Origin of the sequence: Ancylobacter oerskovii, assembly GCF_018390555.1 — a bacterium.
Lineage (GTDB): Bacteria > Pseudomonadota > Alphaproteobacteria > Rhizobiales > Xanthobacteraceae > Ancylobacter > Ancylobacter oerskovii.
In genome coordinates this window covers 284,252-310,342 of sequence record NZ_JAHBGB010000019.1, presented here as the reverse complement: position 1 = coordinate 310,342, position 26,091 = coordinate 284,252, and the positions used below count along the sequence as shown (strand labels likewise).

The window sequence follows — 26,091 nt, the reverse complement described above, 5'->3', positions numbered from 1 at the left end:
CGTCATTCTCCCGTCGGCGGGGCCGCCTGCTCGGCGAGGAACTGCCGGCGCAACGCCGCCCGCAACTCCTTGCGGCTGACCTTGCCCACCGCCGTTGTCTCGAATGCCGGCACGAAAACGATCTGGTCCGGCACCTTGAAGTCGGCGAGGCCCCGCGTGCGCATGAACGCCTTCAAGGCCGCCGCCTTCGGCTTTTCTCCCTGCGGAATGATGAAGGCGCAACTGCGTTCCCCGAGGAACTCGTCCGGCAGGGAGACGACGGCGGCGTCGAACACATTCGGATGCCCCAGCAGGTGGTCCTCGATCTCCTCGGCGGAAATCTTCTCGCCGGCGCGGTTGATGTGGTCGCTGGCACGGCCCTGCACGACGAGATAGCCCTCGGGCGTGCGTTTCACCATGTCGCCGGTGCGATAGAAGCCGTCCGGGGTGAAGGAGCGGGCATTGGCACCGTCATTATTGTGATAGGCGCGGATGGTGTAGGGCCCACGCGCCAGCAGGTTGCCGACCTCGCCTTCCGGCACCGCCCGTCCGGCATCGTCGAGGATCAGCACCTCGTCATCCTCGCTGATCGGGCGCCCCTGAGTGGTGACGATGATCTCCTCCGGGTCGTCGAGGCGCGTGTAGTTCACCAGCCCCTCCGCCATGCCGAACACCTGCTGCAGGGTGCAGCCGAGCGTCGGGCGCACGCGCCGCGCCGCTTCCGGCATGAACTTGGCGCCCCCCACCTGCAGAACCTCGAGACTGGACAGGTCCTGTGCCGCCTTCGGCGCCGCCTGCATCCAGAGCAAAGCCAGCGGCGGCACGAGGCCGGTGATCGTCACCCTTTCGCGCTCGATCAGCGGAAAGGCGACCTCCGGGCTCGGCGAGGGCGACATCACCACCGTGCCGCCGGCATGGAGCACGCCGAACACGCCGGGCGAGCTCATCGGGAAGTTATGCGCCACCGGCAGCGCCGCGAGATAGATGCTGTCGGGCGTCAGGCCGCAAATCTCGGCGCTGGCGCGAAAGCTGTAGATGTAGTCGTCATGCGTGCGCGGGATCAGCTTGGAAAGACCCGTGCTGCCGCCGGAGATCTGCAGGAAGGCAACCGAGGAGGGATCCGGGTCGCCCGGCAACGCCGCAACATCGCCCTCCAGCCCGTCGAAGGACGTGAACGATCCCGCCTCTCCGACCACGATCACGCTGTCGATCGCCGGCACCTGCCGCCGGACCTCTTCGGCGAGGCCGCGGTAGTCGAAGCCCTCGTGCCGGTCCGCGACGATATAGCCGCGTGCCTCGGCGGTACGGGCGAAATGCACGATCTCCACCACCCGGTGGGCCGGCAGCGCATAGACCGGGATGAGCCCGGCGCGGAACAGGCCGAACACCACCGAGAGGAACTCGGGGATGTTGGGAAGCTGCACCACCACGCGATCGCCGGGCTTCAGCCCGCACGCAAGGAATCCGGCGGCCGCCCGCTCGGCCCTGGCGGCGAGTTCGGCATAATTCCAGCGCCGGTCGCCGCCGACCACGGCCGTCCGCTCGGGATAGCGGGCCGCCAGCTGCCGCAGCATGCCGGGAAACGTCTCGCCGCGCCAATAGCCAGCCTGGCGGTAACGCTCGGCGAATTCCGGCGGAAAGGGTTGCACCAGCTCGATCATGCCGCCGTCCCCTCAAAGGCGATGGCCTCGTCGAGGCCGAGCGCCCGCAGCATGGCGGCAAACTTCGCCGCCGTCTCCTCGCCTTCGGCGACCGGATCGGATCCCCGCACGATGCCGGCGCCGGCATGAAGCCGCGCCTCGCGGCCGGCAATCTCCGCGCAGCGCAGCGCGACATGCCAGTCGCCATCTCCCGTCGCCTCGCACCAGCCCACCGCGCCGGCATAGAAGCCGCGGTCATGGACTTCGAGCTCGGAAATGAGTTCGGCCGCCGCATCGCGCGGCGTTCCGCAGACGGCCGGCGTCGGATGCAACAGGGCGGCGAGTTCGAGGCTCGACACCGCCGTGTCGCGCAGCCGCCCGACGATCCGCGTGCCGAGGTGCCACATGCTGGCGGTAGCGACGAGCCGGGTGCCCTCCGGCGTGCCGAGTTCGCGGCAATAGGGGGCTAGTTGGTCGAGAATGGCCGTCACCACCTCCCGATGTTCGCGATTGTCCTTGTCCGAGATGGCGAGCGCGTCCGCGGCTTCGCGATCAAGGAGCGGATCGGCGGAACGGCGCGCCGAGCCGGCCAGCGGATGCGAGGTCACGACCTCGCCTCGCCGCGAGACCAGGAGCTCCGGGGTCGCCCCCACCAGCAGCCGCCCCGTCCCGCCCTGCGGCGGCAACGGAACGCAGAAGGCCGTGGCGGCGGGGTCCTCGGCAAGCCGGCCGAGCAACGCGCGGACATCGATCGGCCGGTCCCCCGAGACCCGCAGGGCACGGGACAGCACGACCTTGCGCAGATCCGGCCTGCGCTCCATATGCGCCAGCGCCTCGGTCACGGCGGCCCGATAGACCTCCAGAGACGGCTCCGGTCTCACGCGCCACTGCGACGCCTCGCCCCCGACACGCACCAGGGACGGCTGGCCGAAGACGCCGGCCCCGGACCGCCCGGGGACGCGCGACCACTCCGACGGACGCATCAGATGCGCGGGTTGCGTGCGATCGTAAGGGAGCGCGCCCACCAGGACCGCATCGGCCGTTCCGGCATCCGCCAGCGCGGCGGCGAGCTGCGGGGCAAGCGGCTCTCCCGCCCGGATCGGAACCTGCCGGCAGCCGCTCGCGACCACCGTCTCGCCGGTCCCGACCAGCGCGAAACACGCGGACGTCGTGACGGGCATGTCGGTCGGATCGACCTGCTGGCCCGTCCTCTCCGAGGTTTTCACCACCGACGCTTTGTTCACGGCCGGCGCATCAGGGCTTGATCAACGCGACGGTGTCGCCGAAGGGATCGATCATCGGCACCGGACGCCCCCCCGGCGCCGCGCCGCCAGGAGCGGCACCGGCCGGAGCCGCCGGGGTCGCCGCAACCGGAGCGCCGGCCGGCGAGGCCGCAGCGGCCGGCGGCTGGGCCGGGCGCGGACGCGGCACCATCTTCGACTTGTTGGTGACATAGGCATTGCCGGTCGTCGGGTCGACCGCGACGGTGTTCGGCATCGAGCCCGTCACCACATTCGCCACCGGCTCCAGCGTCTTGGTGTCGATCAGCGTGACGAAGCCGCCGACGCGATTGGCGACATAGGCCAGGCTGCGCGCCGGATCGAGGGTGATGCCGAGCGCGCCGGGGCCGGTCGGAATCTTCTTGATGACGGAGCCATCCTTGGGATCGAGCACGACGACATCGCCCGACCCCTGATGCACGACGAAGAGCTGGTCGCCGCTGGCGTCATAGGCCAGGTTGATGGCGTTCTCGCCGCCGGAAGCGAAGCTCTTGACGAGCTTGCCGGTCGCGAGATCGACGACATGGACCTGGTTGCTCTTCATCGCGGAGGCGAAGAGGCGCCCCCCCTTCGAATCGATGGCGACGCCGGTCACGCTGCCCGGCAGATTGTCGATGCTGCCGACGAGCTTGTCGGTGGCGCCGTCGATGATCCACACCGAGCTGTCATCGTCCCGGCCCATCGCTGTGACGTAGATGCGGTTGCCGGCCTCGTCGACCACGGCCTCGCGCACATGCGCCTTCTCGTCCTTCTTCACCGTCGCCACCACCTTGCCGGTGGCGAGATCGACGATGGCGACGGCGCCGATGCGGGTCTGGGTGGCGTAGAGCTTCCTGGTGGTGTTGTTGATGCCCAGGCCGAAGGCGGCCTCCGACCCGAAATCGATGGTTTCCTTGGTTTCCAGCGTCGCCGGATCCAGCGCCAGCACCTTGGCCTCGGTCGAGCCGCGCGTGCCCGCCGCGGCGACATAGACGCGGTTCATCGGCGCGCTGAACACCAGCTCATAGACACCGGGGCCGGGTTTCACCGAGCGCACGAATTCCGGCTCGGCCTGCGCCCCGCCGGCAGCGGCGAGCAGCAGCGCGCCCGTCGCGAGCGCCGCAAGCGAGGGAGCGGCGAAGAGTCGATGGATCCGGGCGGCGCGGCGCATGGCAGGTCTCCGTTGCGAATGACGAAAAGCGGTCAGTCGAGGGCAATCCAGTTCGGCCCGGCGACGGGCACGGCGAGGAAGCGCGTGTTGATCTCGGCGAGCGTCGCGTCGGGATCGAGATCGGCGAACAGCTCGGGATGCGCCCATCGCGCCAGCACTTCGAGCGTGAGCACGTCGAGCGGCGAGTTGAGCATCTGATGGGCAAGGCCGTAGACGCGGCGATTGCGGACCGCGCTCATTCCCTCGAAACCGGGCCGGCGAATGAGGCCGGCCAGCGTCTCGCGCGCCCGTTCGGGGCTGTATTCGGGGCCGATCAACAGGCCGGCCGTGCCTTCCATATGGCTACCGCCGGTCGCGACATAGACTTGCGGGTCCTGCGCGATGACATATTCGAGGTTCAGCTTGCCGAAGGCGCCGGAGATCACCGCCGAACCGATATTGGTGGCGCCGACGGCCTCGATCACCTCGCCGATATTGCCGCGCCCGGGCGAGTTGCAGCAATCGGCGGTCATGGCCGCATGCGCCTCGAAGAACAGCCGCGGCTTCTTCTCGGCCGGCAGGTCGGCGACGCGGGCCCGCACGGCATCGAAATGCGTCCGGCGGAAAGCGATGAATTCCTCCGCCTGCGCCTCCCGCCCGATGGCCCGGCCGAGAAGCCTCAGGCTCGCGTCCATATTGTCGAGCGGCTTGACGAAGAAATCGACCACCGCCACCGGGATGCCGGCCGCCTCCAGCCGCGCGACCTCCTCGCCGGAAGGCTGGGCGCCCAGCGAGAACACCGCAAGGTCCGGTCGGGCCGCGATGATCCGCTCCACCGAGATCGCCGCATTCGCGGACGACGTCTGGGGTATGTCGTTGATCGCAGGGAATTTTTTCTGCCAGGCCGCATAGGCGGCACGGCCGATGCGGTTGATGTCGCGCGGCCAGCCGGCGAGAAGCGAGACGGGATCGGGATGGATCAGCGCCAGCGCCAGGAGGAAGCGGCCGTCGCCGATGACGAGGCGGGAGGCCGGTGCGGCCAGCGTCACGTCGCGGCCGGTCACGTCGCGCAGCGCGATCGCTGCCCCCGCCGCGGGCGCGAGGCCGCAGCCGAAGGCGGCCAGCGCCATCAGGCCGAGTACATCGCGACGGCGAGGCAGGAGAGGCGAAGGACCGAGGGCGAGCATGGATCGGCGTCACCGACAAAGCGAGAACTGCGCTGCCTATCCGCCCGGGATATGTTCATGTCAACTAAACAATTCTTAATGCTTACCTTCAAATGATTCCAGAAAAACACCCGCCTCAAGTCTTCCGAAAAAATATTTGAATAATTCCAAACTTCATTTCATGAACAAAACCGGTGGCAAGCCCTGATGCGCGCGACGTCAACCGGCGGCAGCCGGGCTGCATTCGGCCGCCCGCGTCCTCATCTTCCTTCCTGATGCAACTGCCCGTCCTTTGCCAGAAAGCCGGTGAGGGTTTCCTCTTCATGGCGCTGCCGGAAGCCGAGCAGGCGCTCCGCCCCTTCCAGCCGCAACGAGGCGGATCCGGGGTCCGAGGCACGATTCGCGAGCTCGTCCGGGTCGGCCGAGAGATCGAAAACCACCGGCGGCAATCCAGCAAAACCTATATATTTCAAATGTTTGGCACGCACTACCTGCAGGTGGCTCCGTGGGGTCGGCAGGCCGAGCGCCTGCTCCATGCGCCGCCCGACGATGTCGCCGAAATGGAAGCTCCAATGCACCTCGTCGCGCCAGTCGGCAGGGATTTCCTCGCCAGCGCAGAGGGGGAGCAGGCTCCTGCCGTCGCAGTTTCGCGGGGTCGGCACGCCGGCCGCCTCCAGCAGGGTGGGCAGCACATCGACGGATTCCGTGAACGATTCCAGCAGCTTGCCTCGCCCCTTGTCGGCAGAGGGGCGGGGATCGCGGATGATCAGCGGGATATGGGCGGACTGGTCGTAATAGCCGGTCTTGCCGAGCAGCCAATGGTCGCCGAGCTGCTCGCCATGATCGCCGGTGAAGACGATCAAGGTATTGTCCCACAAGCCATTTTCCCTGAGCGCCCGGAAGATGCGGCCGAGATGGTGGTCCACCTCATGGGCGAGGCCGGCATAGATGGCGCGCATGCGGCGGATGAGGCTCCGGTCCATGTCGGCGGCACGTCCGGCGAGGCCGATGAGGTGTCCGGTGAGGCCGATCTGGCCGATCAGTGCAGCGACCAGCGGGCTCTGCGCCGCCTCGACCGCGGGATCGGCCCCGCGCACCGGCTCGGGCATGTCGGCGGGGTCGACGAGACGGTGCCAGGGATCGGCCGCCCCGAAGGGCGGATGCGGGGCGATGTAGGAGAGATGGGCGCAGAAGGGTGCCGCGCCGACGACGCCGAGCCAGTCGAGGAAGCGGTCGGTGAGGAAGGCGGTCTCCGAATGCTCGGCGGAGAATATCGCCGGCTCGCCGAAGCCGCGCTGGGCGAAGATCGCCTCGCGGCCGGCATCCGGGTCATCGACCCGGTAGCCCTGCGCCTTCAGATGCGCCAGCCACGGCGTCGCGCGCTCGGTGAGCACCAGCCCGGCGGCGATGCCCGGGCAGAGATTTTCATAGGTGCCGCAATCGGGATCGCGCGCCGCCCGCCCGCGCGGGTCGAGGGTCGTATCGGTGTAGCCGAACAGCGTCGGCAGGTAGCCGGCGCGGCGCAGCTCGGTGAACAGCGTCGGATGGCGGGCATCGAGCGGCATGCCGTTCGCCACCGAGCGGTGCTTGTGGGCATAGAGCCCGGTATAGAGCGAGGCGCGCGAGGGCCCGCAGGGATAGGCCTGGCAATAATGGCTGGCGAAGCGGGTGCCGGCGGCGGCGAGCGCATCGAGATGCGGCGTCAGGCTGCCGAACGGCCGATGAGGTCCCATGAGGTCGCCGCGCCACTGGTCGGCGGTGATCAGCAGGATGTTGGGGCGGCGGGCCGGGATCGGCGCACCTTCGGGAGAGGCTGAGGTCATGGGAAGGCCGTGACGGGCTCGCGGGGCGGGATGACGGCGCGGGCGCGTCGCCGCCGCCAGCATAAGCGCCTTTCGCGCCCGACGCTGCACGCCATGCCGGCCGGAAATCCGGTGAAACGCTGCCGCCACCTCGCCCGCAGCTTCGCCCGACGGCGCCCGAAGCTGCCGCTTCCGGCGGGAAGATGCCGGGGACAGCCTGTCGCCTGTCGGCGACGGGCGGTCGAAAGCCCCCCTCAGTGCCGACGTCCCCGCCCTGTCGGATCGCCGCCGGTGCCCGAAGCAGCCCGCGCCCTATATCTCCGCCATCGCCCGCGCGGCCCGCGCGACCTTCGCGAAGTTCAAGGCCAGCGGCGGCGGGCGGTGCTTGCGATAGGCGACCACCAGCCCGACCCGCGGTTCCGGCGCCCGCAGCCGTCGGAACACCACGCCGGGCACGTTGAGCTCGGCAAGCGAGGCGGGCACCAGCGAGACACCGAACTCCGCCGCCACCAGCGACAGGATCGAGGCGATCTGCGGCGCCGGCTGGCCGAGCCGGGGCTCGAAGCCGACGGCCCGGCAGGCGGCGAGCGCGGCATCGTGGAGGCTGGTGCCGACCGAGCGCGGGGTGAGGATGAACGGCTCGTCGCTCAAGGTCGCGAGATCCAGCCCCGTACGGCGGGACGCGGCGGGGTGCGCCGCCGGCAGCGCCGCCACCAGCGGCTCGTCGATCAGCCGTTCCTCGCGCAGATCCTCGGGATCGGATTCGGCCGGGCGCAAGATGGCGACGTCGAGCCGCCCCTCGACGAGGCTGGACAGCAGCACCACGGAATTGGCCTCGACGATCCTGAGCTCCACATCGGGATAGGAGCGGCGGAAGGAGCGGATGGCGGCGGGGAACAGCGGGTTGAGCGCCGCGGTACCGGTGAGCCCGACGCTGAGCTGGCCGGTCTCGCCCCGCGCCGCGCGCCGCGCCGCATGGATGGCGGCCGCGGCCTCGTCGGGCAGGCTCTTCACCGCCGTGAGGAAGGCCGTGCCGGCCTCCGTCAACTCGGCGCCGTGCGCCACCCGGTGGAAGAGCTGGGTGCCGATCTCGGCCTCCAGATCCTTGATCTGGGCGCTCAAGGGCGGTTGGCCGATGCCGAGCCGGGCAGCGGCGCGGGTGAAGTTCCGCTCCTCGGCGACGGCGATGAAATAGCGGATGTGGCGCAGCTCCATCGCCATACATGTTACATATGAAGAACGACAGTTCCATATATTAGACAGATGATGGCGGCGGAATTATCTCAACGGGCGAAACAGGGATCCTCCCTACGGATTGCCGATCATGTCCCCGCCTGCCGCCGCCGCCGCCCCGGTCCTGCTCGACCGGGCACCTTCCGCCTCCGACGCCGCCGCCTCCCCGGCGCTGCGGGCCGCCCCCGATCTGGTGGTGCCCGAGATCGGCGCGGCGCCCGCCTTCATCGAGCGCGGCACCGCCGATTATCGCCGCGCCGGCCTGGCGCTGTTTCTTGCCGGCTTCGCCAGCTTCTCGCTGATCTATTGCGTGCAGCCGCTGCTGCCGGATTTTGCGCGCAGCTTCGCGCTGAGCCCGGCGCAGAGCTCGCTCGCCCTGTCGCTCACCACCGGGCTGCTCGCGGTGTCCATCGTGCTGGCCGGCGCCTTCTCGCAGGTGCTCGGCCGGCGCGGGCTGATCTTCGGCTCCATGGCGCTGGCGGCGGTGTTCAACCTTGCCGCCGCCTTCTCGCCCAGCTGGCACACGCTGCTGCTGGCCCGCGCGCTGGAAGGCTTCGTGCTCGGCGGCGTGCCGGCGGTGGCGATGGCCTATCTGGCGGAGGAGATCCATCCCCGGCATCTCGGCAAGGCGATGGGGCTCTATATCGGCGGCACCGCCTTCGGGGCGATGATGGGCCGGGTCGGCATGGGGCTGACCACCGAATTCGCCTCCTGGCGGGTGGCGCTCGGCGTGCTCGGGGCGCTGTGCGTCGCCTCGGCGATCGGCTTCCTGCTGCTGCTGCCCCGCTCGCGCAACTTCGAGCCGCAGCGCGGGCTCGGCCTCGGCTTCCACCTTGCCGCCTGGGGCGGGCACCTGCGCAACCGGGCGCTGCTGCGCGTCTATGCCATCGGCTTCGTGCTGACCAGCATCTTCGTGACGCTGTTCAACTACGCCACCTTCCGGCTCTCCGGCGCCCCTTACGGGCTCTCCCCCTCGGCGGTGAGCATGCTGTTCCTCGCCTTCGGCTTCGGCATCGTCTCCTCCTCGCTGGCGGGCAGCCTCGCCGACCGCTTCGGGCGCCGGCCGCTGCTGGTCGCCGGCTTCCTGATCATGCTGGCCGGCGTGCTGCTGACGCTGTCGGCCTCGCTGGTGGCGATCGCCGGCGGGGTGGCGCTGGTGGCGACCGGCTTCTTCATCGGCCATTCCGTGGCCTCGAGCTCGGTCGGCCCGCTGGCCGGCCTGTCCAAGGGACACGCCGCCTCGCTGTACCTGCTGTTCTACTATATCGGCTCCAGCGTCACCGGCTCGATGGGCGGCTGGTTCTGGGAGCACGGCGGGTGGACGTCGATCGTCGCCCTCACCGGCGGGCTGGCGGGGCTCGGCGCCCTGCTCTCGCTGGCCGGAAGGGCCGGCGAGACCCGCCTCGCCGCCGCGCGCTGACACGGCCTGAACATGGAGGCCGCGGCCTCCCGAACATGACGCCGCGCCCGGCCAGCCGGGCGCGGCGTTTTCGTATAGACCCACCCCCTATATGAGCCGATGACCGAACCCGGACCCGTCGCGTGGCGACGGGAAAGTCCGGACAATGGCGATCCCACCGATGTCATGGCCTTGCGTGGTGCCGATATAGGGTATACCCCTATATTCCATGAGCCATATTGCGAAGAACAAGACCAAGCTGCTCGCCCGCATCCGCCGGCTGAAGGGGCAGATGGAGGCGATCGAGCGGTCGCTGGAGGCGGAGGCGCCCTGCGCCGACGTGCTGAACCAGGTCGCCTCGGTGCGCGGCGCCATCAACGGCCTCACCGCCGAGCTGATCGAAGACCACATCCACGAGCATGTGCTCGGCGTCGAGGACCCGGCCGCCCGCGAGGCGGGCGCCGAGGAGCTGATCGACGTCATCAGGACCTATATGAAATGAGCGACGCCGCCCGCCTCGCCACGCCGCACAGCCATGTGTTCCTCGGCGACAACCACGCCCGCAACGAGCGCCGCACCTGGCTGGTGATCGCGCTCACCGCGACGATGATGGTCGGCGAGATCGTCGCCGGCAGCGTGTTCGGCTCGATGGCGCTGGTCGCCGATGGCTGGCACATGGCGACCCACGCGGCGGCGATGCTGATCACCGCGCTCGCCTATCTCTATGCCCGCCGCAACGCCCATAATCCGCGCTTCAGCTTCGGCACCGGCAAGCTGGGCGACCTCGCCGCCTTCGCCAGCGCCGTGGTGCTGGCGCTGATCGCGCTGCTGATCGGCTGGGAAAGCCTGGTGCGGCTCTACAGCCCGACCGCCATCGATTTCCCGCAGGCCATCGCGGTGGCGGTGCTCGGCCTGGCGGTGAACCTCGCCAGCGCCTGGCTGCTGCGCGAGGACCACGGCCACCATCATGGCCACGGGCATCACCACGGGCACGATCATCATGACCATCACGGCCATGGCGAGGGGCCGGCGCACGACCTCAACCTGCGCGCCGCCTATCTGCATGTGCTGGCGGACGCGCTGACCTCGGTGCTCGCCATCGCGGCGCTGACGCTCGGCAGCCTCTATGGCTGGCTGTGGCTCGACCCGATGATGGGCATCGTCGGCGGGCTGGTGATCGCCCGCTGGTCCTTCGGGCTGGTCCGCAGCGCCGGCGCGGTGCTGATCGACTATGTCGAGCCGGGCGAGGATTTGCCGGAGGAGATCCGCGAGGCGGTGGAGGCCGATGGCGACGAGATCACCGACCTGCATGTCTGGCAGCTCGGCCCCGGCCATCACGGCGCCATCGTGGCGCTGCGCAGCGCCGACCCGCAGCCGCCGGCGCATTACCGCGCCAAGCTGGCCCATATCCACGACCTGTCGCATGTGACGATCGAGGTGGAGCCGAAGCTGGCCGACCTCGCGGCCTGAAGGCCTGCGCCTCACCAGCCGAGCGCCGGCGTCGCCACCGGGGCGTTCCACAGCGCGAACTGATCCGGCGTGAGCAAGGCGAGCGTCAGCGACAGGCCGGCCATGTCCAGCGAGGTGACGAAGGTGCCGGTGAGCGCCCGCGCCGGCATGATGGCGCGCGCCTCGAAGAAGCGGCGGGCGAGGCCATGGGCGAGATAGAGCTCGATCGGCGGCGTGCCGCCGAAGCCGTTGACCACGAGCAGCGGCCGCAGCCCCTCCGCCGCAAGAAGCCCCGGGGGAAATTCGGCGAGGATCGCCTCGCCGAGCTGGCGGATGATGGCATCGGCATCGGCGAAGCGGGTGCGGGCGAGGCCCGGCTCGCCATGTATGCCGACGCCGAACTCCATCTCCTCCGGCCCGAGGACGAAGGTCTCGCGGGCATTGTCGGGCACCGCGACGCCGCGCAGGGCAACGCCCATGGAGCGGATGCGCCCGTTGAGGTCCTCGCCCAGCGCCTTCAACGCGGCGAGGTCCGCCCCCTGCTCGGCGGCGGCGCCGATCAGCTTCTCCACCACCACCGTGCCGGCGACCCCGCGGCGGCCGCGGCTGCGCACCGCGGGACCGGTGGCGGCATCGTCCTCGACGATCACCGTCTCGACGGCATGGCGCGGGGCGGCCATCTCCGCCGCCATCTCGAAATTCATCACGTCGCCGTCGTAATTCTTCACGATCAGCAGGCAGCCGGCGCCGGTATCCACCTCGTCCATCGCCGCCACGATCTGGTCCGGCGTCGGCGAGGTGAAGACATGGCCGGTGCAGGCCGCATCCAGCATGCCCCGCCCCACGAAGCCGGAATGCAGCGGCTCATGGCCGGCGCCGCCGCCGGAAATGACCGCCACCTTGCCGGGCGCGAGCACGCGCCGCCGCACGAATTTCCGCCCCCCGCCAAAGGCCAGCAGCCCCTCATGCGCCAGCACGAGGCCCTCCAGGCTCTCGGCGACGAAACGCTCCGGCGCGTTCATGATCTTCTTCATCGCCCGGCGCTCCGGGAGGCGGGCCGGCGGCGGCCGCTATGGGCAGGACGCGCGCTCACCGCCGCCTACTCGCCGCCGCCGGCCAGGGCCGCCATCTTCTGCACCAGCTCGGCAATGGCGTCGTCGAACTGGCGGTTCTTCTTCTCGTCGCCGAAATCGGGCGCCATCAGCGTCAGCGGACGCAGCCGCTCGCTGCCGCCGGCATCCGGCAGCCGGCCGGGATGCGCCGCCTCATAGGCGGCGAGGAAGCGCTCCTGCTCGGCCGGGCTGAAATGGCAGACGCGGAAGATGGTCGGCAGATGCCGCGCCGGCAGCGGCGTGTCATAGGCCGGGCTCGTCACCTGGGTGACGAAGCTGCGATGCTTGCCCAGCGCCGAGGCGAGCCGCTGGCGGGTGCCGGAGGGCCGGTTGTCGAGAATGCCGGCCAGCAGCGTCTTATAGGCGATCACCGCCTCGTCGATGTCCCGCGCCACCGCTCAGCCCTCCACCGGGACCGGCGGACACGCCAGCGCGCGCAGCGCCGACAGGCGCGAGGGCGCCACCGAGAAATCGCCGAAGCCCAGCGCCACCAGCCGCGCCACCGCCTCGGGATCGCCGGCGAGATCGCCGCAGATCGCCACCGGCTTGCCGAGCGACCGGGCCGCGGCACTGATCTGGGCCAACAGACGGAACAAGGCGGTCTCCGAGCCGGCATTGAGCGGGGCGACGGCGGGATTGTCCCGCGCCGCCGCCGACAGATACTGCATCAGGTCGTTGGTCCCCACCGAAAAGAATGCCGCATCCGCGAACAGGTCGAGGGTGAGCGCGGTCGCCGGCACCTCCACCATGATGCCGAGCGGTGGGCAGCGCACCGGCACGCCGAGGCGGGCGAGCGCCACCGCTTCCTCCTCGAACAGACGCGCCACCGCCGCCACTTCCTGCGGCAGCGTCACCATCGGCAGCAGCACGCCGACCTCGCCCTCGGCGGCGACGCGCAGGATCGCCCGCGCCTGCAGGCGGGCGAGATCGGGATGCGCCAGCAGGAAGCGGATGCCGCGCTCGCCCAGCAGCGAGCCCGGCCCGCCCTCGACGAGGCCGGGCAGCGCCTTGTCGCCGCCGAGATCGAGCAGGCGCAGCCGCACCGGGCGGCCGGGGACGCGCGCGAGGATGCGCCGGTAGCTCTCGACATGCCGCTCCTCGCTCAGCGCCTCCGCCGCCGAGAGGAACAGGAACTCGGTGCGCACGAGACCAATGCCGTCGATGCTGGCCGGGTCGACGGCATCGAGGTCGGCGAGGCTGTTGATGTTGGCCTCGAGGCGGAAGGGGATGGAGGGACCGGCCGGTCGATCAGCGGACGGCCCGGGGGACGGCGCGTCAGGCGGGACCGACCCCTTGCTCCCTCTCCCCGCCGGGGAGAGGGAAAGCAGGGGGCCGCTCCCGGCAGGAGGGGAAGCGTTCGGCGCATCGGCGGCAGGCGGATCGGGTCGGATGGCCCCTTCATCCCCGGCGATCTGCCCGCGGAGCACCAGCCCGGCCTCGCCATCGACGCGCAGCCATTCCCCCTCCTCCACCGCCAGCGTGCCGAGGCCGATCACCATCGGCACCCCCCGCGCCCGCGCCAGCATGGCGACGTGGCTGACCGTGCTGCCGGCGGCGAGGGCGATGCCGCCGCCCTTCGACCAGTCATGCGCGAGGAACACGCTCGGCGGCATGTCCTCGCCGACATAGATGGCGGCTTCCGGGAAATCGGCGCGCGACCGGCCGGCGAGCCCGTCGAGCACGCGCTGCTTGAGATCGGCGAGATCGGCGGCACGGGCGGCGAAGGCGTCCTCGCCGGCAGGGTTTGTGGCGGCGGGCACGGCATCGGCCGCCAGCGTGCGGATATGCGCGTCCATGGCGCCGGCCCAGGCGAGAGCCGCGCCGTCGCCGGCGGCGAGGCGCCGCAGCGCCGGCTCAACCATCTCCGGGTCGAGCAGCATCTCGATCTGGAAATCGAGCACGGCGGCGCTCTGCGGATCGGCGCCGGCGGCCAGCCCGCGCAGTTCCTCGACCGCGCGGGCGAGCGCGGCGGCGAGGGCCGCGCGCGCGTCCTCCCCGGCCGGGGCCGGCAGCGCGGCCGGCGCGGGCGCGCGAAAGGCCGGCCCGAGCGCCCGGCCGGGCGAGGCCGCCTTGCCGGTCAGCTCACGCGGGCCGGCCATCCGGGCGACCATCGGAGCGGCCATCGGGGCGGGCATTCTTGCGCTCCTCGTCGAAATTGCGCCGCACCAGCTCGCCGAGCGCCACGATCGCCTCCTCGGCGCGGAAGCCCTCGGCGCGGATGCGCAGGCGGGTGCCGCGGCGGATGCGGGCGCCCATAATCTTGACGATGCTCTTGCCGTTCAGCCAGTCCGGCGAGCCGTCCACCGCCACCTCGATGGCGCAGGGGAAGCTCTTGGCGAGGCGGGTGAAGGCGACGGAGGGGCGGGCATGCAGGCCGATGCCGTGGGTGACTTCCACCTCGGTCTGCCAGCGAGTGCCGCTGCGCTCGCGCGGGAAGGCGGGGCTGGGCTCGCTCATCGCGGGGACAGCTCCTCGGCGGTCGCCACCACCTTGGCGAGGCTGGAGCCGCCCGAGGCCTCGGCGGCGGCGATCACCGCTCCCTCGACCAACGGCGCGTTGCAGATGGCGACGCGGGCCGCGCGGGCGGGATCCAGCCGCTCCACCGCCATCTCGCTATTGGTCTCGGCGCCGCCGAGATCGACGAACACCGCCACCCCCGCCTCCGACCACGCCGCCTCGATGGCAGCGGCGATACCGGCGACATGGGTGCCGAGCCCGCCCTCGGCATTGCCGCCGGTGAAGGCCAGCGGCACGCAATCGCCCACCATCTGGCGCACCATGTCGGCCGCGCCCTTCGCCACCAGCGGCGAATGCGAGACGATGACGATGCCGACATTGGCGGCAGCGGGCGCGGAGGGCTGGGCGGCACGCGCATTCATAGGGGGCGATGCTCCGCGAGATAGCCGCAGATGGCGGCGGTGAGCAGGGCGCAGCTGGAGGCGCCGGGATCCTCATGGCCGATGGAACGGGCGCCGAGGAAGGAAGCCCGGCCGCGGCGCGCCTGCATGGCCTGCGTGGACTGCGCCGCCGAACGGGCGCAGGCGGCGATATGCCCGGGCGCCGAGCGCCGCACGATCTCCGCCTGCACCGGATAGAGCACATCGAGCAGCGTCTTGTCACCCGGGCCGGAGCGGCCGCGCCGGGCAACGGCGGCGACCGCTCGTTCCAGCGCGGCGGCGAAATCCTCGCCGCAGCCCTGGGCGGCGAGGCCGCGGCCGAGCTCCATCAGCAGCGTGCCGTAGAGCGGGCCGGCGGCGCCGCCGATATTCATCACCAGCACCAGGCCGATCTTCTCCAGCGCCGCCGGCAGCGGCAGCCTGGCGATGGAGTCGCGCTCGGCGAACACCGCCTCGAGGCCCCGCCGCATATTGGCGCCGTGGTCGCCGTCGCCGATGGCGCTGTCCAGCGCGCTCAGATGCGCGCCATGCCGGTCGATCTCCGCCCGGCACAGGGCGATCAGCGCGGCGAGGTCGGCGGCGGCGAGATGCATCGGCTCCTCCCCTGTGCTGGTTCCCACTATCCCCGCGCGAGCGCCGCGAACACGGCGGCGACCGCCACCGCGCCGGGATCCGGCGAGCCTTCGAGATCGCGGGCGGCGACATAGGCGGCGCGGCCGGCGCGGGCATGGGTCATCGCCTTGGTGGCCTCGGCGCCGGCGCCGGCCGCCTCGGCGGCCTTTGCCAGGCCTTCCGCCGCCAGCGCCTTCAGGCCGGGATCGAGCGCATCGACCATGGTGCGGGCCCCGGGGGTGGCGCCGCCATAGAAGGTCATGCGATCGAGGCCGGCGAGCAGGGCGGCGGGGATGTCCCGGCCCTCGGCGACCGCCTTGGCGCTCGCGGTGAAGAAGATCGACAGAAGCACGCCGCTCGACCCGCCCATGGCGGTGGCCAGCGTCTCGCCGATGGCGGAAAGCGTCGCGGCGGTGTCGGCGAGCGGCAGGGAGGCGAGCTTGCCCTCCACCGCGCGGGCGCCGGTGGCAACGGTGGAGCCGGTATCGCCGTCGCCGGCCTTCGCATCGAGGCGGTTCAGCTCCGCCTCCAGCCCGATCAGGGTGGCGCAGACGGTGCGGATCGCCGCCTCGGCGGCGGCATTGCCGCTGGCGGGCGGCGCCTGTTCATGCGCGGCGGCGGGCGCCGGCACCACGGCGACCGGACCGGACGCCACCACCGGCCGCCAGGCGAGCGGCTCGACCGGCGAGGCCAGCGCGGCCTCGCGCGCGGCGTCGAGCTTGAGGAAGGACAGCGAGAAGCCGTTCATGTTCAACGCCGTCATCAGCGCCTGCGGGCCGATCACCAGCTTCACCCCGGCGCCGAGCGGGGCGCGCAGCACGCTGTCGGCGATCAGCGACATTTCCAGCGGCGGCACCGCGCCGAGATTGTTGACCAGCAGGGCATAGGCGGCGCCGGTGTCGAGCTTGGGCGCCAGATGCCCGGCCATGCGCGCGACCAGGGCGTCCACCGGCTCGACCGCGATGCGCTCGACGCCCGGCTCGCCATGTATGCCGAGGCCGAGTTCGCCCTCCGCCTCGCCGAGGCGCTCGGCGAAGGGCTGGCCGGGGATGGAGCAGGAAGAGAAGGACACGCCCAGCGAGGCGATGTCGTGCGCCGCCGCCTTCGCCGCCGCCGCCACGCCCGCGAGGTCGTCCCCCGCCTCGGCATGGTGGCCGGCGATCTTGTGCACGAACAGCGTGCCGGCGATGCCGCGCGGCTGCGGCAGGTCGGGCAGCGCGATGTCGTCGGCGACGATCACCACCTCGACCTTGAAGCCCTCGGCGCGGGCGCGCTCGGCGGCGAGGCCGAAATTCAGCCGGTCGCCGGTGTAGTTCTTCACCACCAGAAGGCAGCCCGGCGCGCCGGTGACCGCGCGGATGGCGGTGAGCACCGCTTCCACGCTCGGCGAGGCGAAGATTTCGCCCGACACCGCGGCGGTGAGCATGCCGCGGCCGACGAAGCCGGCATGCGAGGGCTCATGCCCGGCGCCGCCGCCGGAGACCACCGCGACCTTCGACTTGTCCCAATCGGCGCGCAGCACGACCTTGATGTCGGGATAGGTATCGAGCCGCGCCAGCCGGCCCGGCGGGGTGGTGCGCAGCAGGCCGTCCAGCGCCTCGGTGACGATGCTCTCGCGGCGGTTGAAGAAATGTTTCGTCATGGACTTCCTATCCTTAGCCGACGCCGGATGCGACGCGGCGAGCCGCGCCGCCTCCCCTTCATGTCACGCGAGGCGCTGGCCGTCGCTACCGAAATAGAGCGGCTGCCGCAATCGCACGCTGATCCGGTCGCCCGCCTCCACCGGCAGATCCGGGTCGGCGAGCGTCACCAGCTTGTGGCCGCCGACCTTGATGTGCAGGTGGTTCTGGTCGCCGAGATGCTCGATCCAGTCGACCTCGGCATTGCCGGCGACGCCGCCCTCGGTGCGGGCGATCTCCAGATGCTCGGTACGCGCGCCGACGGTGCGGGTGCCCGCCGGCGTGGCGGCGTCGGGCAGCAGCCCCGGCGGCACCAGATTGATGTGCGGCTGGCCGAGCCGGGCGGCGACGTGCAGATTGGCCGGGTTGGCGTAGATCTCGCGCGGGGTGCCGATCTGCACCAGCTTGCCCTCGGCGAGGATGCCGATGCGGTCGGCCATGGTCATCGCCTCGATCTGGTCGTGGGTGACGTAGAGCAGCGTGGCGCCGAGCTCCTTCTGGATGCGCTTCAGCTCCAGCCTGAGCTCGCCGCGTAGCTTGGCGTCCAGCGAGGAGAGCGGCTCGTCCATGAGATAGATCGAGGGCCGGCGCACCAGCGCCCGGCCGATGGCGACGCGCTGCATCTCGCCGCCCGAAAGCCGGGTCGAGCGGTTTTCCAGCTTGTGGTCGATGCGTACCATCTTCGCCACCTGCCGCACCCGGGCGTCGAGGGTCGCCTTGTCCATGCGCCGCGCGGGGGAACGCAGCGGGAAGGCGAGGTTCTCGTAGACGGTGAGATGCGGATAGAGCGAATATTGCTGGAACACGAAGGCGACGTCGCGCCCGGCGGGCGAGGCGCCGTTCATCGGCCGCCCGCCGATCTCCACCGTGCCGGCATCCGGCTTCTCCAGCCCGGCGATGAGGCGCAGCGTGGTGGTCTTGCCGGCGCCGGTGGGGCCGAGCAGCACCACGAACTCGCCATCGGCGATGTGGAGGTCGAGGCTGTCGACGGCGCGCTTGTCGCCGAAGCTCCTCGTGACGCCCTTCAGCGTGACCTCAGCCATGGCGCGCCTCCCGCGTCGAGGTTTCGAGATCGCCTACCTCGCGGTGGCGGGTGTCGCGCGCCAGCACGCCCTCGTGCAGCACGGAGGGAACGGCGCGGCCGGTGCGGACGTCGAACAGCGACAGCCGGTCGGCGAGGAAGGTGAGCCCGACCCGGTCGCCGATGCGATAGCTGCGCTCGGCCGGCAGCCGGGCGCGGACGAGGCCGCCGGCCGTCTCCACCGTGACGATCTGGTTGGTGCCGAGATATTCCGCGCCATAGATCGCCCCGCGCAACGGCGAGGCATCCGAGAAGCGGATGTGCTCGGGGCGTACGCCCAAAGCGAGCTCGCCCTCGGCGACGTCGGCACGCAGCTCCGGCATCTGCACGTCCGCGCCGTCGATGCGGGCGATGCGGGCGCCCTTCTGAAGGCCGGCGGTGAAGCGCAGGAAGTTCATCGGCGGCGAGCCGATGAAGTCGGCGACATACATCGAGGCCGGGCGGTTATAGATCTCGCGCGGGGTGGCGAACTGCTCGATGACGCCGTGATTCATCACCGCGATCTTGTCGGCCATCGCCATCGCCTCGATCTGGTCGTGGGTGACATAGACGGTGGTGGCGTGGATGCGGTTGTGCAGTTCGCGCAGCTCGCGGACCATCACATCGCGGAACTCGGCGTCGAGCGTGCCGAGCGGCTCGTCCATCAGGAAGCATTTCGGCCGCCGCACGATGGCGCGGCCGAGCGCCACGCGCTGGCGGTCGCCGCCGGCGAGGCCGGAGACCGGGCGATCGAGGATATGGTCGATCTGCAGAAGGCGGGCGGTTTCCTCCACCCGCTTTCTGATCTCCGCCTTCGGCACGCCCTGCGACAGCATCGGGAAGCCGATGTTCCGCCGCACATTCATGTGCGGGTAGAGCGCGAAGAGCTGGAACACGAAGGCGATGTCGCGCTCGCTGGCGCGCTTGTAGGTCACGTCCTCGCCGCCAAGCCGAATGGCGCCGCCGGTGGGAAGCTCCAGCCCGGCGATCATCCGCAGCGTGGTGGTCTTGCCGCAGCCCGACGGGCCCAGCAGCGCCAGGAATTCGCCGTCCTCGACGGTGAAGGAGGAATCCTGCACCGCGACGAACTCGCCGAAGGCCTTGCGCAAATGGTCGACCCTGATCTCGGCCATCGGCCTACTCCGGGAATTTCGACACGATGGTGAACATCAGCGTGCCGGCGAGGAGGGTGATGAAGGAATAGGTGTAAAGCACCAGCGCGAAGGGCTGGAACAGCATGAGGAAGCCCAGCGCGATGAGCGCGACGGCGAGCGCCTCCATCGGGCCGCGGCGCAGGAAGAACGGGCGGCGGGGTTTCTTCGGGGCGAGGGTATGGTCGGTCATTTGCGCACCGCCCCGAAGGTGATGCCGCGCAGGAGCTGTTTGCGCAGCAGGATGGTGAAGACCAGGATCGGCACCAGGAAGATGGTGGTGCCCGCCGCCACCGCCGGCCAGTCCTGCCCGCCCTCGCCGATGATGGTGGGGATGAAGGGCGGCGCCGTCTGGGCGCTGCCGGAGGTGAGCAGCGAGGCGAAGGCGTATTCGTTCCAGGCGAAGATCAGGCAGAAGATGGCGGTGGCGGCGATGCCGGTGGTGGCCTGCGGCAGCACCACCTTGAAGAAGGCCTGCAGCCGCGTGTAGCCGTCGATCATCGCCGCCTCCTCATATTCGCGCGGGATCTCGTCGATGAAGCCCTTGAGCAGCCAGACCGCCAGCGAGACGTTCACCGCCGTGTAGAGCAGCATCATGCCGAGCGCGGTGTCGGACAGGCCGAGCTGCCGGTACATGAGGTAGATCGGGATGGCGACGGCGATGGGCGGCATCATCCGCGTCGACAGGATGAAGAACAAAAGGTCGTCGGCCAGCGGCACCTTGAAGCGCGAGAAGCCATAGGCGGCCAGCGTGCCGAGCGATACCGCGAGGAAGGTCGAACCGAAGGCGATGATCAGCGAATTGGTGAAGCGCGGCAGGAAGTTGGACGGGCCGGCGATCACCATGTTGCGCTCGCGGGTGACCGCGTCGCACACGCCCGAGGGCGGCGGCAGCGCGGCGATATAATCCGGCGTCTGCCGCGTGCGGGTGGTGAAGAGGTTGCAGTAGCCCTCCAGCGACGGCGTGAACAGGATCTTCGGCGGGTAGGAGATCGAATCCGGCGGCGACTTGATGGAGGTGAGGAAGATCCACGCCAGCGGCACCAGCGTGACCAGCGCGTAGAGGATGACGAGGGCGCCGGCGATGCGCCGCGAGGCCGGGCTCGGCTCGACGACCGAGTGGGCGGCGGTGACGGAAGATGTCTTGGCGGAGCTCATCTCTGCTTCACCTTGTTGAGCGCCTTCACATAGATGTTGGCGAGGCCGAACACCGCGACGAACAGCACGATGGCGAAGGCGGAGGAGCGCCCGGTCGCCCACGCCTCGAAGGCGTCGCGCTTGAGCGCGATGGAGGCCACTTCGGTGGTGGAGCCGGGCCCGCCGCCGGTGAGCAGGTTCACCATGTCGAACATCTTGAAGTTCTCGATGCCGCGGAACAGCACCGCCAGCATGATGAAGGGCAGCGCCATCGGCACGGTGATCGACCAGAACTGCCGCCAGGGCGAGGCGCGGTCGACCTCGGCCGCCTCGTAGATGTAGTCGGGAATGGAGCGCAGCCCGGCGAGGCAGATCAGCATCACATAGGGCGTCCACATCCAGGTATCGACGATGATGATCGCCCAGGGCGCCAGATGGACGTTGCCGAGCATCTGGATGTCGGAGGTGGGGATGCCCGACACGAAGGAGACGGCATAGGCGAACAGGCCGATCTGCGGCTCGTAGAGGAAGCGCCAGAAATTGCCCACCACCGCCGGCGACAGCATCATCGGGATGAGGATCAGCGTGGTCCAGAAGGCGTGGCCGCGGAACTTGCGGTCGATGAGCCAGGCCAGCGCAAAGCCGATCACCGTCTGCAGGAGGATGGTCCAGAACACGAAATGCGCCGTGGTCTGCATCGACGCCCAGATGTCGGGGTCGTTGAGGATGCGCGAGTAATTGTCGAGCCCGACATTGCGCACCGCCGCATTGGGCCGGTTGGCGCGGAAATTGGTGAAGGACAGCCAGATCGCCCAGAACAGCGGGAAGATGTTGATCGCCAGCAGGAGCGCGATGGTCGGGGCGATGAACAGCCAGGCGATGGCACGGTCGGACAGGCCGCGCACCCGGGTGGCGAGCGGCTCCGGCGTCGCGCGCACCGCCGCGTCGGCCATCTTGTCGGAGAAGGTGTCGTGTGAAGCGGTCACGGTCTCTCACCTGATGGATGAGCGGATGGGCCGGGTCGGGGCGATCCGAGGCGGGCTACATGGCCCGATCCTTTCGGAAAAACAGACGCAGGAAGCTCCGGCAGCTCCCTCTCCCCGTGGGGGAGAGGGATGGGGTGAGGGGTCTTCCTGGCTTCCCGATCGCTAGAGCCCCTCACCGACCCGCTTCGCGGGCCACCTCTCCCCAACGGGGAGAGGGAAGATCAAGGGGGCGATCCAAGCAGGCCCAGTGGATACCTCAGGGACCACGAACCGGGGGAAGAGGGTTTGGCGGCCCCTCCGCCCTCCCGTCGCCTCAGATCTTGCCGTCGTCCTTGAAGATCTCGGTCCAGTCCTTGACGAGGCTGTCGAGCGCTTCCTTCGCCGTGCCCTTGCCGGCGATGACATAGTCATGCACCCGCTTCTGCATGGCCTGGAGAAGCTCGGCATAGCTCGGCTCAGCCCAGAAATCCTTGACGATGGCCATGGATTCCAGGAAGGCCGGGGCATAGGGCTGGCTCGACTTGAAGCCGGGCGCGTCGACCACCGCCTTCAGGCAGGAATAGCCGCCGAGCTGCCACCATTTCTGCTGCACGTCCGGCTGGGCGAACCACTTGATGTATTGCAGCGCCGCGTCCTTCTTGTCGGAATAGGACACCACCGAGATGCCCTGCCCGCCGAGCTGGGCGAAATGGTATTTCTCCGCCGGGTTGGGGAAGAAGCCGATGCGGTCGCCGCCGACCTTCTCGTCCTTGTAGAGGCCGGGCCAGGTGAAGGCGAAGTTCATCTGCATCGCCACCTGCCCGGATTTGAAGGCGTCGGCGGATTCCACCATGTAGACGTTGGACGCGCCCGGCGGGGTGCAGCAATCATAGAGCGACTTGTAGAATTCGAGCCCCTTCACCGCGTCCGGCGAATTGACGTAGCCCTGCATGTCGTAGGGCTTCTTGGGGTTGTCATACATGAAGCCCCAGTCATAGAGGACGTTGGTCACGCCCATGGTGATGCCTTCCGAGCCGCGCTCGGTATAGATCGAGGCACCGTAGATCTTCTTGCCGTCGATCTCCCGGCCCTGGAAGAACTCGGCGATCTGCTTCAGCTGGTCGTAGGTCTTGGGTGCGGCAAGGTCCCAGCCATACTTGGCCTTGAACTCCTTCTGCAACTCCGGCTTCTGGAACCAGTCCTTGCGGTAGGTCCAGCCCACCACGTCGCCCATCGCCGGCAGCGCCCAGTAGTTCGGCGTGTTCTTCGGCCATTCCGAATAGCCCACGACCGTCGCCGGCACGAAGTCATCCATCTTGATGCCTTCCTTGGCGAAGAAGTCGTTCAGCTTCACATAGTGGCCGTTCTCCGCCGCGCCGCCGACCCACTGGCTGTCGCCGATGATCAGGTCGCAGAGCTTGCCGTGCGAGTTGAGCTCGTTGAGGAAGCGGTCGGCATAGCTCGTCCACGGGACGAACTCGAACTTCATGTCGATCTTGGTCTTGGCGGTGAAATCCTTGGACAGCTCGACCAGCGCATTGGCCGGGTCCCAGGCCGCCCAGCACAGCGTCAGCTGCTCGGCCTTGGCGGCCTGCGGCACGGCGAGCGTGCCGGCGAACGCTCCAAACGCAACCGCCGCCCCCAGAAGGGGCCTCCACGTCTTCAGCATGTTCTCCTCCCAGGGAACGAGGCGGGTCTTCTGCCCCCTCGATTGGCGTTCGCGTGCCGGTGGCTGCCGGCCGCGTTTAGTTTTGTGTTTAGTTATGTCCAATTCGCTCAACAACGCAAGGGCCATTCGATGCTGCGCCGCAACGACCGAATCGGGCATGGTCGGGCGCTCCCAATCCCCGGGAGAGCGAGGCGGAAGATGAGCGTGGAGTCCGTGCGGGCCTTCCTGTCGGAGCGGGCGCCCGACATCGCCATTGTCGAATTGGCGGCGCGCACCGCCACGGTGGCCGAGGCGGTGGCCGGGCACGGCGTCGCGCCGGCGCAGATCGCCAAGACGCTGTCGCTGCGGGTGGGCGCGCGCGCCTTCCTGCTGGTGGCGGGCGGCGAGGCGCGGCTCGACAATGCCAAGGCCAAGGCGGTCTTCGGCGGCAAGGCGAGCCTGCTCGGCGCCGAGGAGGTGGCGGCGCTCACCGGCCATCCGGTCGGCGGCGTCTGCCCGTTCGGGCTCGCGACGCCGCTGCCGGTCTATTGCGACGTGTCGCTCAACGCTTTCGAGGAAGTGGTGCCGGCCGCCGGCTCGCCCTATACGGCGCTGAGGATCGCGCCCGCCCGCATGGCCGAGATCACTGGCGCCTCCTGGGTCGACGTCTGCCGGTGAGAAGCCGGAAGGACAGCTAGCCGCCGGACGGTCCGCTCAGCTCGTAGCGGTCCTTGCCGGTCGCCTTGGCGCGGAACAGCGCAAGATCGGCCTCGGTGATGATCGCATCCGGCGTGTCGCCCCGCGGCCGCATCGAGGCGGCGCCGACGCTGACCGTGACCCGCCCCTCGCCATGCGGGATGCCGAGGTCGCGCACGCTCTGCACCAGCCGCTCGGCCGCGACCCGCGCCTCCTCGGCGCCGCTGTTCAGCAGGACGACGACGAACTCCTCGCCGCCGAAGCGCGCCGCAAGGTCGCCGGGCCGGCTGGCGCCGCCGCGAATGGCATGGGCGACCCGCCGCAGCACCTCGTCGCCCGCCAGATGGCCATAGGTGTCGTTGTAGTCCTTGAAGCGGTCGACATCGATCATCAGCACCGACAGCGACAGCTCGCCGCGCACGGCGCGCCGCCATTCCGCCAGCATGTATTCGTCGAAATAGCGCCGGTTGCCGAGACCGGTCAGCCCGTCGATGCGGGTGAGCCGCTCCAGCTCGAGATTGGCCTGCATCAGCTGGCGCTGGCTCTCGCGCAGCGCCGCATAGGCGGCGTCGCGCTGGAGATGATCGAGATAGGCGCGGGTGTGGTAGCGGATGCGGGCGATCAGCTCGACGCGGTCCGGCAGCTTGACGAGATAGTCGTTGGCGCCGGCCTGGAACGCCGCGCTCTTGATCGCCGCCTCGTCCTTGGCCGACAGCACGATGACCGGCACCGCGTGGGTGCCCGGATTCTCGCGATAGTGGCGCACCAGGGCGAGGCCGTCGATGCCGGGCATGACGAGGTCCTGCAGGATGACCGTCGGCTTCAGTTCCTCGGCCACCCGGATCGCCTCATGGGCGTTGGTGCAGTAATGGAGGTCGATGTCGCCTTCCCCCAGCAGCGCGCGCCGGACCGCCTCGCAGATGAGCACCTGGTCGTCGACCAGCAGCACCAGCGAGCGATAGGTCTCCGCCAGCGGCGGCACGCTGGCCGGGAAGGTGTCGGTGTTGCTCATGATGGCATGCCCGTCATTGAACGCCCGAACGTACCTATCAGGCGGCCGGGGATCTGGTCGAGGGGGAGAATCTCGGCGGCCGCCCCGATCGCCGCGGCGGCCTTGGGCATGCCGTAGACCGCGCTGCTCGCCTTGTCCTGGGCAATCGTCAGGTGATGCGCGTCGCGCAGCATCTTCAGCCCGACGGCCCCGTCGCGTCCCATGCCGGTGAGCAGCACACCGGCCACCTCCCCCCGCCAGAACCGCGCGACGCTCTTGAAGAAGACGTCCACCGAGGGGCGATAGGGATAGGCGAGCGGCTCCGGCGTATAGGCGAGGGTGCCGGAGGCGGTGAGGGCGAGGTGGTCGGCGGAGGCGGCGATCAGCACCGTGCCGACTTCCGGCCGGTCGCCCTCCAGCGCCGGGCGCACCGTCAGCGTCGTGTGCTGGCCGAGCCAGGAGGCCAGGCCCGGGACGAACTTGGCGTCCACATGCTGGACGAGGACCAGCGCGGCCGGGAAATCGCCCGGCAGCCCGCCGAGCAGCGCCGCCACCGCCGCCGGCCCGCCGGCCGAGGCGCCGATGGCCACCAGCGGCGGCATCGCGGACGGGCTCGATGCGCCGGGCGGGCGGGACGGGCGGCCGTCGCCGACCAGCTTGCCGATGGTGGCGATCTTGCTCAAAAGCACATCGGCCTGGATCGACATGTCGTCGGCGATGTTCACCGAGGGAATGTCGACGGCGTCGAGCGCGCCATGGCCCATCGCCTCGTAGACGCCGGGAATGTTGCCGTCGACGCTGGCGATGACCAGAAGGATCGGGCACGGCGTCTCGCCCATGATGCGGCGCGTGGCCTCGACGCCGTCCATCTCCGGCATGACGAGATCCATCAGCACCAGATCGGGCAGGTCGCGCCGGCAGGCTTCCACCGCCTCGCGCCCGTTGGACGCGATCCACGCCACCTCGTGCTCCGGGGCCGAGGCGACCGCCCGCCGCAGCACCTCGGCCGCCAGCGGCAGGTCGTTGACGATGCCGATCCTCATGTCCCCGCCCGCCCGATGCCCGC

Annotated in this window: 25 protein-coding genes; 4 read left to right on the top strand and 21 right to left on the bottom strand. The window is 69.9% G+C overall.

Going from position 1 to position 26,091, the window contains the following annotated elements; genetic code table 11:
* Positions 1-2 precede the first annotated feature (2 nt).
* The 6 genes from KHC19_RS10300 to KHC19_RS10275 all read right to left on the bottom strand — a co-directional run bounded on the left by KHC19_RS10300 (position 3) and on the right by KHC19_RS10275 (position 8,211).
* On the bottom strand, positions 3-1,640 hold the full coding sequence (locus KHC19_RS10300) for a (2,3-dihydroxybenzoyl)adenylate synthase (protein ID WP_213352253.1): 1,638 nt from the start codon (positions 1,638-1,640) through the stop codon (positions 3-5).
* A complete protein-coding gene (locus tag KHC19_RS10295; RefSeq protein WP_213352252.1) occupies positions 1,637-2,800 on the bottom strand; it encodes an isochorismate synthase in 1,164 nt (387 codons plus the stop codon). Before KHC19_RS10295 ends, KHC19_RS10300 begins: the two co-directional genes overlap by 4 nt.
* Before the next feature lie 73 nt (positions 2,801-2,873).
* Positions 2,874-4,049 (bottom strand): YncE family protein, encoded by a 1,176-nt coding sequence (locus tag KHC19_RS10290; RefSeq protein WP_213352251.1) that lies wholly within the window; start codon positions 4,047-4,049, stop codon positions 2,874-2,876.
* 32 nt (positions 4,050-4,081) lie between these two features.
* A complete protein-coding gene (locus KHC19_RS10285; RefSeq protein WP_213352250.1) occupies positions 4,082-5,215 on the bottom strand; it encodes an ABC transporter substrate-binding protein in 1,134 nt (377 codons plus the stop codon).
* 239 nt (positions 5,216-5,454) lie between these two features.
* A complete protein-coding gene (locus KHC19_RS10280) occupies positions 5,455-7,017 on the bottom strand; it encodes an alkaline phosphatase family protein (RefSeq protein WP_213352249.1) in 1,563 nt (520 codons plus the stop codon).
* Between the two features lie 291 nt (positions 7,018-7,308).
* Positions 7,309-8,211 (bottom strand): LysR family transcriptional regulator, encoded by a 903-nt coding sequence (locus KHC19_RS10275; RefSeq protein WP_213352320.1) that lies wholly within the window; start codon positions 8,209-8,211, stop codon positions 7,309-7,311.
* 109 nt (positions 8,212-8,320) lie between these two features.
* On the opposite strand from KHC19_RS10275, the gene KHC19_RS10270 reads away from it, so the two are divergent.
* From KHC19_RS10270 to dmeF, 3 genes are all read left to right on the top strand, one after another.
* The gene (locus KHC19_RS10270; RefSeq protein ID WP_213352248.1) at positions 8,321-9,649 is read left to right on the top strand and encodes an MFS transporter; all 1,329 of its coding nucleotides are present in this window, start codon (positions 8,321-8,323) and stop codon (positions 9,647-9,649) included.
* A 208-nt stretch (positions 9,650-9,857) separates the two neighbouring features.
* Positions 9,858-10,130, top strand: coding sequence for a metal/formaldehyde-sensitive transcriptional repressor (locus KHC19_RS10265; protein WP_213352247.1), 273 nt, complete (start codon positions 9,858-9,860; stop codon positions 10,128-10,130).
* Entirely contained in the window at positions 10,127-11,098 is a 972-nt protein-coding gene (dmeF, locus tag KHC19_RS10260; RefSeq protein ID WP_213352246.1) for a CDF family Co(II)/Ni(II) efflux transporter DmeF, read from the top strand. Before KHC19_RS10265 ends, dmeF begins: the two co-directional genes overlap by 4 nt.
* Before the next feature lie 11 nt (positions 11,099-11,109).
* On the opposite strand, the gene KHC19_RS10255 is transcribed toward dmeF, so the two are convergent.
* From KHC19_RS10255 to KHC19_RS10195, 13 genes are all read right to left on the bottom strand, one after another.
* Positions 11,110-12,111: a dihydroxyacetone kinase subunit DhaK gene (locus KHC19_RS10255; protein WP_213352245.1), complete on the bottom strand. Its 1,002-nt coding sequence runs from the start codon at positions 12,109-12,111 to the stop codon at positions 11,110-11,112.
* A 65-nt stretch (positions 12,112-12,176) separates the two neighbouring features.
* Positions 12,177-12,584 (bottom strand): hypothetical protein, encoded by a 408-nt coding sequence (locus tag KHC19_RS10250; RefSeq protein WP_213352244.1) that lies wholly within the window; start codon positions 12,582-12,584, stop codon positions 12,177-12,179.
* Between the two features lie 3 nt (positions 12,585-12,587).
* Complete coding sequence (locus KHC19_RS10245) at positions 12,588-14,324, bottom strand: putative PEP-binding protein (RefSeq protein WP_343207686.1); 1,737 nt, start codon at positions 14,322-14,324, stop codon at positions 12,588-12,590.
* The gene (locus KHC19_RS10240) at positions 14,272-14,646 is read right to left on the bottom strand and encodes an HPr family phosphocarrier protein (protein ID WP_213352243.1); all 375 of its coding nucleotides are present in this window, start codon (positions 14,644-14,646) and stop codon (positions 14,272-14,274) included. The genes KHC19_RS10245 and KHC19_RS10240 overlap by 53 nt, the downstream gene beginning before the upstream one ends.
* Positions 14,643-15,068 carry a dihydroxyacetone kinase phosphoryl donor subunit DhaM gene (dhaM, locus tag KHC19_RS10235; protein ID WP_213352242.1) on the bottom strand — a complete coding sequence of 142 codons (426 nt, stop codon included), beginning with the start codon at positions 15,066-15,068 and terminating at the stop codon, positions 14,643-14,645. The genes KHC19_RS10240 and dhaM overlap by 4 nt, the downstream gene beginning before the upstream one ends.
* Entirely contained in the window at positions 15,065-15,679 is a 615-nt protein-coding gene (gene dhaL, locus KHC19_RS10230) for a dihydroxyacetone kinase subunit DhaL (RefSeq protein ID WP_213352241.1), read from the bottom strand. The genes dhaM and dhaL overlap by 4 nt, the downstream gene beginning before the upstream one ends.
* A gap of 26 nt (positions 15,680-15,705) precedes the next feature.
* The gene (locus tag KHC19_RS10225) at positions 15,706-17,340 is read right to left on the bottom strand and encodes a dihydroxyacetone kinase subunit DhaK (protein ID WP_213352240.1); all 1,635 of its coding nucleotides are present in this window, start codon (positions 17,338-17,340) and stop codon (positions 15,706-15,708) included.
* 63 nt (positions 17,341-17,403) lie between these two features.
* Positions 17,404-18,420 carry an ABC transporter ATP-binding protein gene (locus tag KHC19_RS10220; protein WP_213352239.1) on the bottom strand — a complete coding sequence of 339 codons (1,017 nt, stop codon included), beginning with the start codon at positions 18,418-18,420 and terminating at the stop codon, positions 17,404-17,406.
* A complete protein-coding gene (locus tag KHC19_RS10215) occupies positions 18,413-19,570 on the bottom strand; it encodes an ABC transporter ATP-binding protein (protein ID WP_213352238.1) in 1,158 nt (385 codons plus the stop codon). Before KHC19_RS10215 ends, KHC19_RS10220 begins: the two co-directional genes overlap by 8 nt.
* Before the next feature lie 4 nt (positions 19,571-19,574).
* Entirely contained in the window at positions 19,575-19,781 is a 207-nt protein-coding gene (locus KHC19_RS10210) for a hypothetical protein (RefSeq protein WP_213352237.1), read from the bottom strand.
* Positions 19,778-20,746, bottom strand: coding sequence for a carbohydrate ABC transporter permease (locus KHC19_RS10205; protein ID WP_213352236.1), 969 nt, complete (start codon positions 20,744-20,746; stop codon positions 19,778-19,780). The genes KHC19_RS10210 and KHC19_RS10205 overlap by 4 nt, the downstream gene beginning before the upstream one ends.
* Positions 20,743-21,678 (bottom strand): carbohydrate ABC transporter permease, encoded by a 936-nt coding sequence (locus KHC19_RS10200; RefSeq protein WP_246548677.1) that lies wholly within the window; start codon positions 21,676-21,678, stop codon positions 20,743-20,745. The genes KHC19_RS10205 and KHC19_RS10200 overlap by 4 nt, the downstream gene beginning before the upstream one ends.
* Positions 21,679-22,024: 346 nt before the next feature.
* Entirely contained in the window at positions 22,025-23,359 is a 1,335-nt protein-coding gene (locus tag KHC19_RS10195) for an ABC transporter substrate-binding protein (RefSeq protein WP_213352234.1), read from the bottom strand.
* A 198-nt stretch (positions 23,360-23,557) separates the two neighbouring features.
* On the opposite strand from KHC19_RS10195, the gene KHC19_RS10190 reads away from it, so the two are divergent.
* Positions 23,558-24,016: a YbaK/EbsC family protein gene (locus KHC19_RS10190; RefSeq protein ID WP_213352233.1), complete on the top strand. Its 459-nt coding sequence runs from the start codon at positions 23,558-23,560 to the stop codon at positions 24,014-24,016.
* A 16-nt stretch (positions 24,017-24,032) separates the two neighbouring features.
* On the opposite strand, the gene KHC19_RS10185 is transcribed toward KHC19_RS10190, so the two are convergent.
* Together KHC19_RS10185 and cheB are read right to left on the bottom strand one after the other, a co-directional pair.
* The gene (locus tag KHC19_RS10185) at positions 24,033-25,046 is read right to left on the bottom strand and encodes a diguanylate cyclase (RefSeq protein ID WP_213352232.1); all 1,014 of its coding nucleotides are present in this window, start codon (positions 25,044-25,046) and stop codon (positions 24,033-24,035) included.
* Complete coding sequence (gene cheB, locus KHC19_RS10180; RefSeq protein ID WP_213352231.1) at positions 25,043-26,068, bottom strand: chemotaxis response regulator protein-glutamate methylesterase; 1,026 nt, start codon at positions 26,066-26,068, stop codon at positions 25,043-25,045. Before cheB ends, KHC19_RS10185 begins: the two co-directional genes overlap by 4 nt.
* Positions 26,069-26,091 lie beyond the last annotated feature (23 nt).

Coding starts and splice junctions, on each gene's coding strand:
- KHC19_RS10270 (WP_213352248.1), top strand. CDS start 8,321: ATGTCCCCGCCTGCCGCCGCCGCCGCCCCGGTCCTGCTCGACCGGGCA.
- KHC19_RS10295 (WP_213352252.1), bottom strand. CDS start 2,800: ATGCCCGTCACGACGTCCGCGTGTTTCGCGCTGGTCGGGACCGGCGAG.
- KHC19_RS10190 (WP_213352233.1), top strand. CDS start 23,558: ATGAGCGTGGAGTCCGTGCGGGCCTTCCTGTCGGAGCGGGCGCCCGAC.
- KHC19_RS10225 (WP_213352240.1), bottom strand. CDS start 17,340: ATGACGAAACATTTCTTCAACCGCCGCGAGAGCATCGTCACCGAGGCG.
- KHC19_RS10215 (WP_213352238.1), bottom strand. CDS start 19,570: ATGGCCGAGATCAGGGTCGACCATTTGCGCAAGGCCTTCGGCGAGTTC.
- KHC19_RS10205 (WP_213352236.1), bottom strand. CDS start 20,746: ATGAGCTCCGCCAAGACATCTTCCGTCACCGCCGCCCACTCGGTCGTC.
- KHC19_RS10210 (WP_213352237.1), bottom strand. CDS start 19,781: ATGACCGACCATACCCTCGCCCCGAAGAAACCCCGCCGCCCGTTCTTC.
- KHC19_RS10200 (WP_246548677.1), bottom strand. CDS start 21,678: ATGGCCGACGCGGCGGTGCGCGCGACGCCGGAGCCGCTCGCCACCCGG.
- KHC19_RS10275 (WP_213352320.1), bottom strand. CDS start 8,211: ATGGAGCTGCGCCACATCCGCTATTTCATCGCCGTCGCCGAGGAGCGG.
- KHC19_RS10280 (WP_213352249.1), bottom strand. CDS start 7,017: ATGACCTCAGCCTCTCCCGAAGGTGCGCCGATCCCGGCCCGCCGCCCC.
- KHC19_RS10220 (WP_213352239.1), bottom strand. CDS start 18,420: ATGGCTGAGGTCACGCTGAAGGGCGTCACGAGGAGCTTCGGCGACAAG.
- KHC19_RS10285 (WP_213352250.1), bottom strand. CDS start 5,215: ATGCTCGCCCTCGGTCCTTCGCCTCTCCTGCCTCGCCGTCGCGATGTA.
- dhaL (WP_213352241.1), bottom strand. CDS start 15,679: ATGCATCTCGCCGCCGCCGACCTCGCCGCGCTGATCGCCCTGTGCCGG.
- KHC19_RS10255 (WP_213352245.1), bottom strand. CDS start 12,111: ATGAAGAAGATCATGAACGCGCCGGAGCGTTTCGTCGCCGAGAGCCTG.
- KHC19_RS10185 (WP_213352232.1), bottom strand. CDS start 25,046: ATGAGCAACACCGACACCTTCCCGGCCAGCGTGCCGCCGCTGGCGGAG.
- dmeF (WP_213352246.1), top strand. CDS start 10,127: ATGAGCGACGCCGCCCGCCTCGCCACGCCGCACAGCCATGTGTTCCTC.
- KHC19_RS10265 (WP_213352247.1), top strand. CDS start 9,858: ATGAGCCATATTGCGAAGAACAAGACCAAGCTGCTCGCCCGCATCCGC.
- dhaM (WP_213352242.1), bottom strand. CDS start 15,068: ATGAATGCGCGTGCCGCCCAGCCCTCCGCGCCCGCTGCCGCCAATGTC.
- KHC19_RS10195 (WP_213352234.1), bottom strand. CDS start 23,359: ATGCTGAAGACGTGGAGGCCCCTTCTGGGGGCGGCGGTTGCGTTTGGA.
- cheB (WP_213352231.1), bottom strand. CDS start 26,068: ATGAGGATCGGCATCGTCAACGACCTGCCGCTGGCGGCCGAGGTGCTG.
- KHC19_RS10290 (WP_213352251.1), bottom strand. CDS start 4,049: ATGCGCCGCGCCGCCCGGATCCATCGACTCTTCGCCGCTCCCTCGCTT.
- KHC19_RS10300 (WP_213352253.1), bottom strand. CDS start 1,640: ATGATCGAGCTGGTGCAACCCTTTCCGCCGGAATTCGCCGAGCGTTAC.
- KHC19_RS10240 (WP_213352243.1), bottom strand. CDS start 14,646: ATGAGCGAGCCCAGCCCCGCCTTCCCGCGCGAGCGCAGCGGCACTCGC.
- KHC19_RS10245 (WP_343207686.1), bottom strand. CDS start 14,324: ATGCCCGCCCCGATGGCCGCTCCGATGGTCGCCCGGATGGCCGGCCCG.